This is a genomic window from Paludisphaera mucosa, from assembly GCF_029589435.1.
Lineage (GTDB): Bacteria > Planctomycetota > Planctomycetia > Isosphaerales > Isosphaeraceae > Paludisphaera > Paludisphaera mucosa.
Window position 1 is genome coordinate 3,446,623 of record NZ_JARRAG010000002.1, and the last position, 14,838, is coordinate 3,461,460.

Annotated in this window: 9 protein-coding genes; 5 read left to right on the top strand and 4 right to left on the bottom strand. The window is 70.3% G+C overall.

Annotation, left to right across the window (positions count from 1 at the left end; genetic code table 11):
* Positions 1-183 precede the first annotated feature (183 nt).
* Positions 184-2,541 carry a DUF1592 domain-containing protein gene (locus PZE19_RS23025; RefSeq protein WP_277862944.1) on the top strand — a complete coding sequence of 786 codons (2,358 nt, stop codon included), beginning with the start codon at positions 184-186 and terminating at the stop codon, positions 2,539-2,541.
* Positions 2,542-2,606: 65 nt separating this feature from the next.
* On the top strand, positions 2,607-3,929 hold the full coding sequence (locus PZE19_RS23030; RefSeq protein ID WP_277862945.1) for a DUF1552 domain-containing protein: 1,323 nt from the start codon (positions 2,607-2,609) through the stop codon (positions 3,927-3,929).
* Here PZE19_RS23030 and PZE19_RS23035 read toward each other — a convergent pair.
* Positions 3,922-4,869 carry a hypothetical protein gene (locus tag PZE19_RS23035; RefSeq protein ID WP_277862946.1) on the bottom strand — a complete coding sequence of 316 codons (948 nt, stop codon included), beginning with the start codon at positions 4,867-4,869 and terminating at the stop codon, positions 3,922-3,924. The two genes, PZE19_RS23030 and PZE19_RS23035, sit on opposite strands and share 8 nt — an antisense overlap.
* A gap of 224 nt (positions 4,870-5,093) precedes the next feature.
* On the opposite strand from PZE19_RS23035, the gene PZE19_RS23040 reads away from it, so the two are divergent.
* Positions 5,094-7,649, top strand: a complete 2,556-nt coding sequence (locus PZE19_RS23040) for a bifunctional YncE family protein/alkaline phosphatase family protein (RefSeq protein WP_277862947.1) — start codon at positions 5,094-5,096, stop codon at positions 7,647-7,649.
* 197 nt (positions 7,650-7,846) lie between these two features.
* Here PZE19_RS23040 and PZE19_RS23045 read toward each other — a convergent pair whose 3' ends face one another.
* Together PZE19_RS23045 and clpX are read right to left on the bottom strand one after the other, a co-directional pair.
* Positions 7,847-9,577: an amidase gene (locus PZE19_RS23045; RefSeq protein WP_277862948.1), complete on the bottom strand. Its 1,731-nt coding sequence runs from the start codon at positions 9,575-9,577 to the stop codon at positions 7,847-7,849.
* Positions 9,578-9,605: 28 nt separating this feature from the next.
* Entirely contained in the window at positions 9,606-10,883 is a 1,278-nt protein-coding gene (gene clpX, locus PZE19_RS23050; protein WP_277862949.1) for an ATP-dependent Clp protease ATP-binding subunit ClpX, read from the bottom strand.
* A gap of 138 nt (positions 10,884-11,021) precedes the next feature.
* Between clpX and PZE19_RS23055 the strand changes: the two genes are divergently transcribed.
* Positions 11,022-13,556, top strand: coding sequence for a WD40 repeat domain-containing serine/threonine protein kinase (locus tag PZE19_RS23055; RefSeq protein WP_277862950.1), 2,535 nt, complete (start codon positions 11,022-11,024; stop codon positions 13,554-13,556).
* Positions 13,557-13,693: 137 nt separating this feature from the next.
* A complete protein-coding gene (locus tag PZE19_RS23060) occupies positions 13,694-13,894 on the top strand; it encodes a hypothetical protein (RefSeq protein WP_277862951.1) in 201 nt (66 codons plus the stop codon).
* A gap of 11 nt (positions 13,895-13,905) precedes the next feature.
* On the opposite strand, the gene PZE19_RS23065 is transcribed toward PZE19_RS23060, so the two are convergent.
* A complete protein-coding gene (locus PZE19_RS23065) occupies positions 13,906-14,766 on the bottom strand; it encodes a hypothetical protein (protein ID WP_277862952.1) in 861 nt (286 codons plus the stop codon).
* Positions 14,767-14,838: the final 72 nt, after the last annotated feature.

Consider the following 14,838-nt stretch of genomic DNA (forward strand, 5'->3'; position numbering starts at 1 on the left):
CCGCAGGATCCTCGTGAGAGGTCGCTGCAGTGGGCTCGACCGGCCCTCCGCCCGCCTCGCCCGCTGCCTGCCCGCCATCTGCTCGTGGCCTCGCCTTCTCCTATGAAGATCCGACGACGCGCCATCCTTCGTCTCGCGCGTCTCCTCGGATCGGACATCACGCCTCTGCAGGGTCGTCACGCCATGAAAACCCTTCGGACATCCCGCGTCGGCTGGCTCGGTCTCGCGGCTCTTGCGTGCGCGGGTCTCCTTTTATGCGGCGCTTCCAGGGCGGACGAGCCCTCGAAGGGGCAGGCGGTCTACGCCAGGCAGTGCCTGTCCTGCCACGGGGCGGCGGGCGAAGGGAGCAAGGAGTATCCCCACGCCCTGGTCGGCGACAAGTCGATCAAGGAGCTGGCGAAGTACATCGCCAAGACGATGCCCGAGGACGACCCGGGCGCCTGCGTCGGCGAAGACGCCGATCAGGTGGCGGGCTACATCCACGAAGCCTTCTATTCGAGCATCGCCCGGGCCCGGAACAAGCCGGCCCGCATCGACCTGGCCCGGTTGACGGTCCGGCAGCATCAGAACGCCCTGATCGACCTCATCGGCGCGTTCCGAGGTCCGGCGGAATGGGACGGCCCCAAGGGGCTTCAGGGCGAGTATTACAAGTCGCATCAGCACTGGAAGAAGGACGACCGGATCATCGACAGGGTCGACCCCGCGATCCAGTTCGACTTCGGCGTGAACCTGCCCGATTCGACCGAGGTGGGGCATCGCTTCTTCGTCCGTTGGCAGGGGGGCGTTCTCGCGCCCGACACGGGCGATTACGAGTTCGTGGTCCGCACGGAGCATTCGACGAAGCTCTGGGTCAACGACCTGGAGAAGCCGCTTATCGACCGCTGGGTCAAGTCGGGCGAGGACGTGGAGTTTCGCGAGACGATCCGCCTGATCGGCGGCCGGGTCTATCCGATCCGGCTCGACATGTCTAAGGGCAAGCAGGGGGTCGACGACAGCAAGAAGGTGACGCCGCCGCCGACCAAGGCGACCATCGCCCTGCTCTGGAAGCGTCCCAAGGGGGCGATGGAGCCGCTCTCGGCGCGGTATCTGTCGCCCAAGCGGACGCCCGAGCTGTTCGTGCTCCAGACCCCTTTCCCGCCCGACGACCGGAGCATGGGATACGAGCGCGGGACGTCGGTCTCGAAGGCCTGGGACGACGCCGCGACCGACGCGGCGCTCGAGACGGCGGGCTACGTCGTCGAGCATCTCGACCGCCTGATCGGGACCAAGCCGGACTCCGCCGATCGCGAGGCCAAGGCCCGCGAGTTCTGCAACAAGTTCGTCGAGCGAGCCTTCCGGCGGCCGCTCTCCGCCGAGGAGAGGGCGGCGTACGTGGATCGTCGATTCGGTCCCGGGATCGACCTGCAGACGGCGGTCAAGAAGGTCGTGCTGGCGACCCTGATCTCGCCGGCCTTCCTCTACCACGAGCCCGACGGGGCGCTCGACGCCTACGACGTGGCCGCGCGCCTGTCGTTCGGGCTCTGGGATTCGCTGCCCGACTCGACGGTGCTGGAGGCCGCCGCCAAGGGCGAGTTGAAGACCCGGGAGGAGGTCGCCCGGCAGGCTGAACGGATGGTCGACGACCTTCGCACGCGGGCCAAGCTGCGCGAGTTCCTCATCCAGTGGCTCAAGGTCGATCGCGTCGCCGACCTCTCGAAGGATCCCAAGGTCTTCCCGGACTTCAACGAGGCTGTCGCGAGCGACCTGCGGACGTCGCTGGAGATGTTCCTGGACGACGTGGCCTGGACGGACGGGTCGGACTTCCGGCGGTTCCTCAAGGCGGACGAGCTGTACCTGAACGGCCGCCTGGCGAAGGTCTACGGGGCCTCGCTGCCGGCCGACGCCCCTTTCCAGAAGGTCAAGCTGGGCGACGAGCCCCGCGCGGGCCTGTTGACGCACCCTTACCTGATGGCGAGCTTCGCCTACACGGCGACCAGCTCCCCGATCCATCGCGGGGTGTTCCTCACGCGTGGATTCCTGGGCCGGGCCCTGGCCCCGCCTCCCGAGGCCGTCGCGCCGCTGGCCCCGGACCTGCACGCGGGGCTGACCACGCGGGAGCGGGTGGTGCTCCAGACGAGCCCCAAGGCCTGCCAGATGTGCCACACGATGATCAACTCGGTGGGCTTCACGCTGGAGAACTTCGACGCCGTCGGCCGGTTCCGCAAGGAAGAGAACGGCAAGGCCATCGACCCGACGGGCGAGTACCCCTCAAGGTCGGGCGAAACCGTCGTCTTCCACGGGCCGCAGGACCTGGCGAAGTTCCTGTCCGAGACGGACGAGACGCGCACGGCGTTCGTCCAGCAGCTCTTCCATAACTTAATCAAGCAGCCGATCAACGCCTTCGGGCCCGACGAGCTGAATACGCTGACGGCCGGGTTCGAGAAGCAGGAATTCAGCATCCGCCGGCTGATGGTGGACGTCCTGGCGACCTCGGCGTTGACCCCGCGCAAGGCCCCGGACAAGAATCAAGAAGCCCCGCGGGCCGTCGCCGCGACGCCCTGAACGACTGCCTTCCTCGCGAGCGAATCGCAGATCCCACGGAACGATCGAAACCAGGGAGACGAGACATGGCCCGGACCCGTTCCCGACGCGCCTTCTTCCGCGACCTCGGCCTCAGCGCGGCGGCCCTGCCGTTCGTCCTGAACCTGCCGAGCCTGGGCTTCGCGGGGACCTCGGCGCGCAAGAAGCGGCTGGTGGTCATGTTCAGCCCCAACGGCGTGATCCCGGACGCCTTCTGGCCCGATGAGACGGGCGCGGACTTCAAGCTCAAGGAGAGCCTGTCGCCGCTGGAGCCGTTCAAGGACAAGACGCTGGTCCTGCATGGGGTCTGCGACAAGGTCCGGGGCGACGGCGACAACCACATGCGTGGGATGGGCTGCCTCCTGACGGGGATCGAGCTGTTCCCCGGCAACATCCAGGGGGGCTCCGACACCCCGGCGGGCTGGGCGAGCGGGCTGTCGATCGACCAGGAACTCAAGAAGAAATTCCAGGCCGACGAGGCCACCCGAACGCGGTTCGGCTCGCTGGAGTTCGGCGTGATGGTCCCCGAGCGGGCCGACACCTGGACGCGGATGGTCTACGACGGCCCCAACAAACCGGTCGCGCCGATCGACGACCCCTACCAGATGTTCTCGAAGCTCTACGGCCGGATGAAGGACCAGGAGAGCCTCAAGAGCATCCTCGACGACGTGACCGGCGACCTGAAGAAGATCGAGTCGGCCGTGAGCGTCGAGGACCGGCGCATCCTGGAAGAGCACGCCACGTTCGTCCGCGAGATGGAGCAGGAATTGAAGGCCGGCGACGGCCCGGGTCTCGACCACGCGGTCCCGCAGCTCGAGCCCGGCATCAAGTCGGTGAACGACGAGATCCCCCGGATCAGCAAGACCCAGATCGACCTGATGGTGCAGAGCTTCGCGGGCGACTTCTCGCGGATCGCGACGCTCCAATACACGAACTCGGTCGGCATGGCCAAGATGCACTGGCTGGGCGTGTCGGAAGGCCACCACGAGCTGTCGCACAACCCGGACAGCGACAAGGCCTCGGTCGAGAAGCTGATCAAGATCAACAAATGGTTCTGCGAGCAGCTGGCCTACATGGCCAAGCGGCTCGCCGAGACTCCCGAGCCGGGCGGGCCGGGCTCGCTGCTCGACAACACGACGATCGTCTGGACCAACGAGTTGGGCAAGGGAAACTCGCACACTCTCGACGACATCCCGTTCGTGCTCGTCGGCAACGGCCTCGACTTCAAGATGGGCCGATCGCTCAAGTACAAGAAGACGCCCCACAACCGGCTCTTGCTCTCGATCGCCCACGGCATGGGCCACACCGACCTCAAGAAGTTCGGCAACCCCGACCACTGCGGCGACGGGCCGCTCAACGACCTCACCTGACGCCGGTCAGGCCCGGCGCGGGAGTCGCGACGGGCGGCTTCCGGACGGTCCCGATCACAAGGTTGTCGGCGCGTCGGGCGACGGCGAATAGCGCGCGGTCCGCGCCCAGCGGCCAGAAGCCCTCCAGCTCGTCGAGGCCCGCCGGGGTGTCACGGCGGACCCGCACGTCCGGGCCGTCCACGCGGCCGTCGGCGACGGCTTTTGCCAGGTCGATGGCGTCGAGCCGCCACCCCAGGCCCGCCACCACGTTCTGCACGCAGATCAGCCGGCCGCCCTCGGCGTCCCAGTGCAAGTTCTGGTTGAACGGGCCGGCGAGGATGCGGTGGACCACGACCCCCGGAGCGCTGGAGCGGTGCGCGGCCAGGAGCGCCGCGGGGTCATACAGGCGGATCTCGGGGCGGATCTCGCCGTAATCGGCGGTCGCCAGCAGGGTCGCGCCGGCCAGCTCGACGAAGGTCGGCCGGCAGCCGTTGACGGCGACGTCGTCGTCGACGACGTCCAGCACCGCGTCGTCGAGGTCGCCGTCGCGCCAGGCGCGTTCCCAGTCGAACCGGACGATCTTGGCCTTCGACGCCACGGTGTCGCCCAGGAAGGTCCCCCACTTCTCACGCCAGGTCAGGCCCGTCGGGTGGATGATCAGGGGCTGGCCCGCCCGCGTCAGTCGGACCACGCGGCCGGTGGGGCGGAGGTCCTGCTCGTATTCGCGGATCACGCCGACGCGGGGCACGTCGAGGACCAGGTCGCCGTACGCGTAGACCTTGCCGTCGCGGACCACGACCCCCTGCGCGGCGCCCAGGCCGGCGTCGGTGATCGCGCGCTCCACCCGGACCTCGGAGTCGACGTCCCAGCGGGCGACGGGGGTCGCGACCTGCGCGAGGGCGGCGAGCGGCGTGGATCCGACCAGGCAGAGGGCCCAGATCGCGTCCCGGAATCGAAGCATGGTGCGGACCTCCGTGGGTGGTGCGGCGACCGGCGTTCTCGTCGTCATGATCGCCGCGAGGGGCGCCGGAGTCGAATGAAGTCTCAAGTATTCTTTGACGTCGAATCGATGAGCGGCGCGGGAAGATCCTGTGAATTCGGCCGGCGGAGAAGCGCCGGGCCGATCGCGGCCTGCTAGAATGCGGCCGAATCGGGCGGCGAGACGAAGGTCGGTGGGGAGAGGTCATGATGCAACGGATGATGCGGTTCCTGGTCGGTCTCGGGCTAGCGGCGAGGGTCGCGACGGTCGCGGCGCAGGGGGTCCCGGAGAAGCCGGCGCGGGCCGAGGCGGCCGTCTGGCCGGGCGTGAGGCCGTCGGGGTCGGTGCTGCTGCCCAACGGCTGGTCGCTGAGGCCGGCCGGGAGCCAGACGCCGCTCGGCGACTTCCCGATCCTGCTCGCCGAACATCCCTCGCAGCCGGTGCTCGCCGTGCTGCACGCCGGCTACGGCGAGCACGAGGCGGTCACCCTCGACCCCCGGACGAACCGCGTGATCGGGCGGGCGGCCGTGCCCGAGACCTACGGCGGGCTCGCCTGGTCGGCCGATGGGACGCGGCTGTTCGTGGGGGGCGGGTTCGACGACGTGGTCTACGTCTTCGACCACGCCGAAGGCCTGCTGTCGAAGCGCCGCACGCTCGCGCTGCACGGGCCGGGACCCGCAGGGGCCGAGGATCCGACCACTCCCCTGCCCCGCGCCCGCCGGGGAGCCGAGCAGGCCAAAGGGGCGGTGGCCGGCCTGGCTCCGTCGCGCGACGGCTCGACGCTCTGGGTCGCCGACGCCTTCGCCCACCAGATCGTGCAGGTCGACCTCAACGCCGGCAAGGCCGTCGCCGAGATCCCGCTGCCGGCCGAGAGCTATCCGTACGGCCTGACGCTCGACGAGTCGCGAGGGCGGCTCTACGCGAGCCTGTGGGGCCGCGCCGAGGTCGCCGTGGTCGACACGGCCGGGCGGAAGATCCTGGCGTCGTGGAAGACCGAGGAGCATCCCAATGAGATGCTGCTGACGAAGGCGGGGCGGTTCCTGTTCGTCGCCAACGCCAACCGCAACACGGTGAGCGTCTTCGACGCCGAGGCCGGCCGGCCCCTGGCGACGATCGGCACGGCGATCCATCCCCAGGCCCCCTCGGGCGGCACGCCGAATTCGCTGGCGACCTCGACCGACGAGTCGATCCTCTTCGTCGCCAACGCCAACACCAACGACGTCGCGGTCGTCAACGTCGCCGACCCGGCCCACAGCGCGCCGCTGGGGTTCATCCCCGCCGGCTGGTATCCGACCTCGGTGCGCACGTCGCGCGACGGCAAGTCGCTTTGGATCGTCAACGGTAAGGGGACCTCGTCGCGGGCCAACCGCGAAGGACCCGCGCCGGGCATCCCGACGCCTTCGATCCGCGAGTACATCGGCGGCCTGATGCGGGGGACGCTCTCGACCCTGCCGATCCCGACGCCCAAGACGATGGCGGCATATACCAAGGCGGTGTACGAGTCGTGCCCCCTGGCCGCCGAGGGCTCCGCGACCGCGTCGGGGCCGAAGCCGCCGACCGGGAACCCGATCCCCGGCAAGGTCGGCGAGCCTTCGCCGATCAAGCACTGCGTCTACATCATCAAAGAAAATCGCACGTATGATCAGGTCTTCGGCGACATGCCCGAGGGGAACGGCGACGCCAAGCTCTGCCTCTTCCCGGAGGAGGTCACGCCGAACCACCACGCCCTCGCCCGCGAGTTCGTGCTGCTCGACAACTTCTACGTCGACGGCGAGGTCAGCGCCGACGGCCACGAGTGGACGATGGGCGCTTACGCGACCGACTTCGTCGAGCGGACCTGGCCGCTGAGCTACCGCGGCGACCGCCGCGTCCCCTACCCGGCCGAGGGCAAGCTCGCCATCGCCTTCCCCTCGGGCGGCTACCTGTGGGACAAGGCCCGGGAGAAGGGCGTCTCGTACCGCTCGTACGGCGAGTTCGTCGGCAAGGGCGACGAGCCGGGCGCGGCCGTGACGACCAAGCTCGACGCCCTCCAGGGCCACTTCGACCCGCTATATCCGGTGTACGACCTCACCGTCCCCGATCAGCGACGCGCCGAGCGTTTCCTGGCGGAGCTGAAGGAGTTCGACGAGAAGGGGGAGATGCCCCGGCTGATCGTGATGCGGCTGCCCAACGACCACACCTCGGGGACGCGCCCGGGCGCACCGACCGTGCGGGCGATGGTCGCCGACAACGACCTGGCCCTCGGCCTGGTGATCGAGGGTCTCAGCCGGTCGAAGTTCTGGAAGGAGACGGCCGTATTCGTCGTCGAGGACGACGCCCAGAACGGTTCCGACCACGTCGACGCCCACCGCACGGTCGCGCTGGCGATCAGCCCCTATATCAAGCGAAAATCCGTGGATTCGACGATGTATTCCACCTCGTCGATGCTCCGCACGATGGAGCTGATCCTGGGCCTCAACCCCATGAGCCAGTTCGACGCCGCCGCCCGCCCCATGTGGCCCGCGTTCGCCGAGACGCCCGACCTCGCCCCATTCGAACACCGCCCGTCGCGGATCGACCTCCGCGAAACGAACGCGCCGGACGCCCCCGGGGCCGAGGCTTCCTTGAAGCTGGACCTCGACGAGGAGGACAAGGCCGACGACCTCGTCTTCAACGAGATCATCTGGAAGGCCGTCCGCGGCGCCGACTCCGTGATGCCGCCCCCCGTCCGCGCCGCGTTCGTCCTGCCCAAGCCGGCGCGGGACGACGACGACGACGATTGAGCGACCGAGGTGCCTCTCCCGACGCCTTCCCCCCTCGCGGGGGAAGGCAGACCCCGCAGGGGTCGGATGAGGGGGAGGACGCGCGAGAGACCGTCGGAATTCGAAATTCCGCAACACGATGCGCCGACGGCTTCCGTGCTCGTCTCCCCCTCATCCGGCCCTACGGGCCACCTTTTCGCGAGGGGGGAAGGGCCGGTTCACGCGGTCGCGGGCGGCGCGTCCTCGGCGAGGTAGCGTTCCAGCGGCGGCCGCCGCGCGGGGTCGGCGGCGGCGGCTTCGTAGGCGAGGGCGACGGCGAGGAGAGTCGACTCGTCGTAGAGCCGCCCGGTGAGGGTGACGGTCTGAGGCGCGAATCGGCCGTCGCGCGGGCGGACGCCGACGGGGAAAATCGCGGAGGGATGGCCGGTCAGGTTGGTGATGGTCAGGTCGGGGCCCCCCCAGGCGAGGAAGACGTCCACCCGCTCGAAGACCTTCGCCATCTCCTCCATGAGGAGCGTCCGCACCCGCGCCGCGCGGAGGTACTCGACGGCCGGCGTGAGCTGGCCGACGCGGAAGGTCTCGGGCCACTCGTTCAGGCCTTCGCTGACGTGCTTGCGCGTCAGGTCGTCGAAGACGGCCGCGGCCTCGGTCCCCAGCATCAGCGCCACGGCCCCGGCTCGGTATTTCGTGGGCAGATCGATCGGCACCATCTCGAAGCCGAGGGCGCGGAGGGTCTTGACCTCGTCGCGATCGTCGGCGGACTTCCCCGGGATCGTCGGGACGCCGATTTTGATCCTGGTCAGGTCGACGGCGGGGGGCCAGGCGAAGGGCTGGTCGACGGCCGTGGGGTCGAGGCCGTCGCGGCCGTGGATCGCGTCGAGGATCAGGGCGCAGTCCTCGACCGACCGGGCGATCGGGCCGAGCTTGTCCATCGACCACGAGAGCGACATGCAGCCGTGGCGGCTGACCCGTCCGAACGTGGGGCGGAGCCCCGTCGCGCCGCAGGCCCGGCAGGGCGAGACGATGCTCCCCAGGGTCTCGCTGCCGACGGCGAAACCGACGAGCCCGGCCGCCGCCGCCGAGGCCGAGCCGGCCGACGAGCCGCTCGACCCTCGGCGGGGATCCCACGGGCTGCGGGTCATGCCGCCGTGCCACTTGTCGCCCATCGCCAGGGCGCCCAGGCTGAGCTTGGCGACCAGCACCGCGCCGGCCTCCTCCAGCCGCGCGGCGACCGTCGCCTTGCGGTCGATCACGCGGTCCTTGAACTGGGGGGCGCCCCAGGTCGTGGGGTAGCCCGGATAGGCGATCAGGTCCTTCGCCCCCCAGGGGATGCCGTGCAGGGGGCCGCGATACCGCCCCGCCGCGATCTCGGCGTCGGCCGCGGCGGCCTGCTTCAGGGCGAGGTCCTCCGTCAGCGTCACCACGCATTTCAGGAGCGGGTCGAAGCGCTTGAGACGGCCCAGATAGAGCTTCGTCAGCTCGACCGACGTGACCTTCCGCGATTTGACCAGCTCGGCCAGCCGCGCCACCGGCAGGAACGCCAGATCGTCCTCGTCACCCGGCCGTTCGATTGCGGGCGCGGGGAGCGGACGGGCCTGGTTGCGCGTGACGCTCGCGGCCGGCGGCAGCGCCGGCGAGGGGTTGAAGTGGAGGGCCGGGAGCACGTCGTAGCCGATCTCGACCTTGCGCAGGCTCTCGAAGCCGTCGAGGCTCTCGCGGACCGCCTTGGCGACCTCGGCGCGTTCGGCGTCGGTGAACTCGACGCCGGCGATCCACTCGGCCTGGCGGACCATCTCGGGGGTGATCTCGGCCCCCTCGACGGCCACCGCCGCCAGCTCCCGATGCAGGACCGGGCCGCCGATCCCGAGCCCGGCCAGGGTTTTCAGCACCGCGCGGCGACGGGTGGCTAAGTCGCCGCGCGGCGAGGGATCGGGCACGGGGCTTTCCATGGCGTCGGTCCGTTCGAGGGCTGGGAGGTTACGCCTTCGAGGAAGGCTCGAAAAGCCGCTCTTCCTTGCGGACGATCGCGTCGGTGATCGTGTAGGTCTGCCCGGCCTCGCGCTCGGGAAGCTCGTACATCACCTCGAGCATCAGGTTTTCCATGATCGACCGCAGGGCGCGGGCGCCGGTGCCGCGGGCCTTGGCCAGCTTGGCGATCTCGTGGATGGCGGCCCCGGTGAATTCGAGCTTCGCGCCGTCGACGTGGAAGAGGACGCGGTACTGCTTCGTCAGGGCGTCCTTGGGCTCGTTGAGGATTCGCTCCAGGTCGGCGACCGAGAGCTGATCCAGGGTCGCGATGATCGGCAGCCGGCCGATCAGCTCGGGGATCATGCCGTAGCGTTCGAGGTCCTCGGGCGTGACCTGGGCGACCAGCTCGTTGCGCTCGACCTCGCGGTCCTTGACCTCGCCGCGGCCGAAGCCGATCAGCTTGCGGCCCAGCCGCTTGCCGATGATCTCTTCGAGGCCGACGAACGTGCCGCCGCAGATGAAGAGGATGTCGGTGGTGTTGACCTGCAAGTACTGCTGCTCGGGGTGCTTGCGCCCGCCCTGCGGGGGGACGTTGGCGGTGGTCCCTTCCAGCAGCTTGAGGAGCGCCTGCTGGACGCCCTCGCCCGAGACGTCGCGGGTGATGGAGACGTTCTGGCTCGTCTTGCCGATCTTGTCGATCTCGTCGATGTAGATGATCCCCTTCTCGGCCGCGGCGATGTCGTAGTCGGCCGCCATGACGAGCTTGAGGATCAGGTTCTCGACGTCCTCGCCGACGTAGCCGGCCTCGGTCAGGGTGGTGGCGTCGCCGATGGCGAAGGGGACGTGGAGCCGCCGGGCCAGGGTCTGCGCAAGGGCCGTCTTGCCGCAGCCGGTGGGGCCGATCAGGAGGACGTTGCTCTTGGCGACCTCGACGTCCTGGAGGTCGGGGTCGGTGATCTCGCCGCCGAGCACGCGCTTGTAGTGGTTGACGACGGCGACCGCCAGCGTCTTCTTTACATTCTCCTGGCCGATGATGTAATCGTCGAGGTGGGCGACCAGCTCGCGGGGCGTGGGGAGCTTGTCGACCTGGACCTTGGCCCGCTCGTGCTGCTGGAAGATGCCCTCGCAGACGTCGACGCACTGATTGCAGATGTGGGCGATCGCACTGCCGGGCGCGATCGCCTGGAGGGCCTTGCCCTCGATCATCGGCCCCGCCTCGGCGGCGGATCGTCCGCAGAAATCGCAGGCCAGGGGGTTGGGGGCGGCGGGCGTGCTGCCTTCGCTCATGATCTTCGAACTCTTCCCTTCGCGTGGTAGTCGAGCTTTTCCGGGGGAGGATTGTCTCATATCCGGGGCCGTTCCTCCTAGAGGAGGAGTTCGGCCCCCCGAGACCGGCCGCCCCCCACCGTTACCGAGGAATCCTCCGTGCCGCGACGCGATGAATCGGACCTGGCCGTGGGCCTGCGGGCGCTCCGCGAGGGGCTCGTCGACCCGCCCACGCTGCTCGCCGCGTTCACGGCCTGGGAGCGCGACTCCGGGTCAACCCTGGTCGAGATCCTCCGCGACCAGGGGCGGCTCGGCGAGGCCGACCTGGCGCGCCTGGGGGCCGATGCGGCCGAGGGGTCGGCCCCCGGCCAGTCGTCCGAGACCGTGGCCTACACCGGCCCGCCGATCGGCTCGAAAACGCCGGAGGCGGCTTCCCCCTCCGACTCGCCGCCGAGTCGGTTCCAGGTGCTGGGCCTCCACGCCCGCGGCGGCCTCGGCGAGATCTTCACGGCGATCGACGTCGAGCTGGACCGCAGGGTGGCGCTAAAAGAGCTTCAGCCCCGGCACGCCCACGACGAGATCAGCCAGCTCCGGTTCCTCCAGGAGGCCGAGATCACCGGCCGGCTCGAACACCCGGGGGTCGTGCCGGTCTACGGCCTGGGTCGGCACCCCGACGGCCGCCCCTATTACGCCATGCGGTTCATCGAGGGCGAGACGTTCCAGGCCGCCGTCGAGCGTTTCCATCGCGGCGACGCCAAGACCCAGCGTCCCGAGGAGCGCGAGCTGACCTTCCGCCGGCTGCTGCGGAGCGTCGTCGAGGTCTGCTACGCGCTCGGCTACGCCCACAGCCGCGGGGTCGTCCACCGCGACGTCAAGCCCGAGAACATCATGCTCGGGCGCTTCGGCGAGACGCTGCTGCTCGACTGGGGGATCGCCAAGACGCTCGACTCCCGCGTCCCCGAGCCGGGCCCCGACCCGCCCCCCTCGGGCAAGGCCGCGTCCGAGCTTCCCTACATGACCCGGCCCGGCTCGGCGATCGGCACGCCCCAGTACATGAGCCCCGAGCAGGCCCAGGGCGACCCCGACCGCATCGGCCCGGCGAGCGACGTCTACGGCCTGGGCGCGACGCTCTACTTCCTGCTCGTCGGCCGGCCCCCGTTCGTCGGCGCCGACGTCGACGAGATCCTCGCGCAGGTCCGCCGCGGGGTCTTCCCGTCGCCCCGTCGCGAGCGCAAGGCGGTCGACGCCGAGCTGGAGGCGATCTGCCTGAAGGCGATGTCTCCGCGCCCGGATGACCGCCACCCATCGCCGCTGGTGATGGCCGACGCCCTGGAATCGTGGCTGGCGGCGATCCGCTACCGCGACGAGCAGCAGTCGGCCCTGGTGCAAGTCCGCGAGTCGCAGGCCCGGCTGGCGGTCGAGCGGGCGTCGACCTGCTTCAACCGGGGCCGCGACGGCGAGGGGATGCTCTGGCTCGCCCGCGCCCTCGAACAGGGGCCGTCCGAGCGGGACCGCGGGATCCGCACCAGCCTGGCCGCCTGGCACCGCCGCGACAAGCTCCTGGAACGGACCATCGCCCACGCCGGAGAGGTCCGCATCCTCCGCTACAGCCCCGACGGCAAGCGGCTGGCGACGGCCTCGCCCGAGGAGGGCGTCCGGATCTGGGACGTTTCGCGGGCGACGCCGCTCGGGCCGGCGATGGCCCACCCCCAACCGGTCCGGGCGATGGAATTCAGCCCCGACGGGCGACGCCTCGTCACCGGCTGCGAGGGGGGCGTCGTCCGCCGCTGGGACGGGCTGACGTCCGCCCTCGTCGCCGAGTCGTCCCCCCTGGGCGCGGCCGTCCTGCACCTGCATCTCGACCTCGACGGCCGATGTCTCGCGGTCCTGGACGAGGGCGCCCCGGCCTGGATCTGGGACGTCGAGAGGGACGAATCGGCCTCGGCGGCGATCGCCGGCTCGGCCGGATTCGCCGCGGGCGGGTCGTCGCTCGCCGTCGCGACCGGGGAGGGCGAGGTCTGGTCGTGGGATTTCGAGACCCGTCGGCGGGGTGCCCGGCCGAGGGTCCACCCCGAGGCCGTGACGGCGATCGCGGTGCATCCGGCGGGCGACCGAATTCTGACCTGCTGCCACGACGGCCTGGCGAGACTCTGGGAGGCGGACGGGCCGGCGACGGTGGAGATCCCGCTCCACGACGAGGTCGCCTGGGCCGGCTTCAGCCCCGCCGGCGAGGCCTTCGCGCTGGTCACCCGGTTCGGCGAGGCGCGGCTCTGGTCGTCGCGCGACGGGGCCCCGATCGGCGAGCCGTTCGTCCACGACGGGCGGGACGCCGCGCTCGCCTTCCACCCGGCCGGGATCCTGGTCGCGACCCAGGGCCGCGACGGCTCCGCCCGGCTCTGGGACGCGGCCTCCGGGCTGGCCGTCGGCCCGCCCCTGGCTCAGGGGGGACGCGTCCTGGCGCTCGCCTTCTCGCCCGACGGCCGCCGCCTGGCCTCGGGATGGGGCGACGGCTCGGTCCGGTCGTGGAAGGTCCCCGAGCCGGCGGCCGGCGACGTCGAACGCATCGGCTGCTGGGTGCGGGTCGCCGTCGACCTGGACGTCGACGCCGACGACGTCGTCCGCCCGCTCGAAGCCCTCGCCGGCTGGGAGATGCGCCGCCGCCTGCACGAGCTGGGCGGCCCGCCGGTCAAGTAGCCCGGGCCGATGCGGGAAATCCGTCGACGCGGCCCGCCCCCGCGAATATTCTGGACCTCGACGCGAATAGGCGGTCGTCGTCCCTCTTCCCGACTCCTGGATTCGACGAAAACGCCCTTCTCAATAAGGACCGTCTCATGGAAAGCATCGGGGTCGTTCGAGGCATCGTCCAGTCGATGCCCTGGTTCGCCTGGATCGCGCTGGCGGCGATCCTGAGCGGCTCGTTCACCGGGATCGTGAAGATGATCCTCACGCACCGCGAGCGGCTCGCCATGATCCAGGCCGGGATCGACCCCGACGCCCCCCACCGCAAGGCGGTCTTCGACGACGTCGCTTGAGCGACCGTCGATCACCGCCTGCGCGGCTCGCTCGCGGCCTGGGCCTGGGAGGCGTCGGCCATGACGACCGGCCGGCCTTCGGAGGCGTCGGGCCGGCGGTGCTGGGCGACGAGCGTGCGGAACTGGGCGCGGGTCTCGGGGGTGGCCTCGGGCTCGCGGTCGGCGACCTCGGTGGCCCAGTTGGGGTAGGTGACCACCAGTCGGGTCATCAGCGAGACGAACTGGCCGGCCTCTTTCACCTGGTCTTCCAGCAGCCGCTCGACGACCGGCCGCAGCGTCCGGCCCAGCGTCTTCCAGCCCTTGGAGTCGACCTTCACGAAGGCCTCGACGTCGTGCTGGACGTACGGCTCCTTGTTCACCTCGCGGTAGTAGCCGGCGTGGACCACCAGCACCACGCGGGCCTCGATGCGGGTGTTGCCGCGCGGGCTGACGAAGCTCAGGTTCGCCAGCAGGACGTGCACCTTGGGCGAGCGGAGGATGTACTGCCAGGCGGCCGACGAGCCCGATCCGTCGTCGCCCTGGTAGCTGTCGGGCCCGGTCCGCTTGATCCGCACCGGCGACTCGGCCAGGTCCTTCCAGAGCGCCAGCGTGATGGCCGGCTCGTTCACCAGGGCGAGATAGAGCGAGGGGTCGCAGGGGAACGAGTCGGCGTCCCCCTTGCGGTGGAAGGTGTGGTCGCGGATCACCTCGCTGACGGGCTCGCGGAACTCGGCGGGGATCTGTTCGAGGGGGACCACCTGCGCCGGGTCGGTCTTGGACCAGCCGATCCCGGCCCCGGCCGCGGCGTGCGTCAGGCAGGCGGCGAGCGTCGCCAGGATCCCCAGAACCTTGCCGACTGCCGAGCGTGATCGGTCGTTGCCAGGTCCGCTCATGTCTTGCGCTCCATCCTGATCTCGGCCGCGTCGGGCGCGACGGCTCACCCGGGACTCCTTCCCCGAGTCCAC

Excerpts from the sequence above, each read along its gene's own strand:
- PZE19_RS23025 (WP_277862944.1), top strand. The coding sequence starts at position 184 with ATGAAAACCCTTCGGACATCCCGCGTCGGCTGGCTCGGTCTCGCGGCT.
- PZE19_RS23030 (WP_277862945.1), top strand. The coding sequence starts at position 2,607 with ATGGCCCGGACCCGTTCCCGACGCGCCTTCTTCCGCGACCTCGGCCTC.
- PZE19_RS23035 (WP_277862946.1), bottom strand. The coding sequence starts at position 4,869 with ATGCTTCGATTCCGGGACGCGATCTGGGCCCTCTGCCTGGTCGGATCC.
- PZE19_RS23040 (WP_277862947.1), top strand. The coding sequence starts at position 5,094 with ATGATGCAACGGATGATGCGGTTCCTGGTCGGTCTCGGGCTAGCGGCG.
- PZE19_RS23045 (WP_277862948.1), bottom strand. The coding sequence starts at position 9,577 with ATGGAAAGCCCCGTGCCCGATCCCTCGCCGCGCGGCGACTTAGCCACC.
- clpX (WP_277862949.1), bottom strand. The coding sequence starts at position 10,883 with ATGAGCGAAGGCAGCACGCCCGCCGCCCCCAACCCCCTGGCCTGCGAT.
- PZE19_RS23060 (WP_277862951.1), top strand. The coding sequence starts at position 13,694 with ATGGAAAGCATCGGGGTCGTTCGAGGCATCGTCCAGTCGATGCCCTGG.
- PZE19_RS23065 (WP_277862952.1), bottom strand. The coding sequence starts at position 14,766 with ATGAGCGGACCTGGCAACGACCGATCACGCTCGGCAGTCGGCAAGGTT.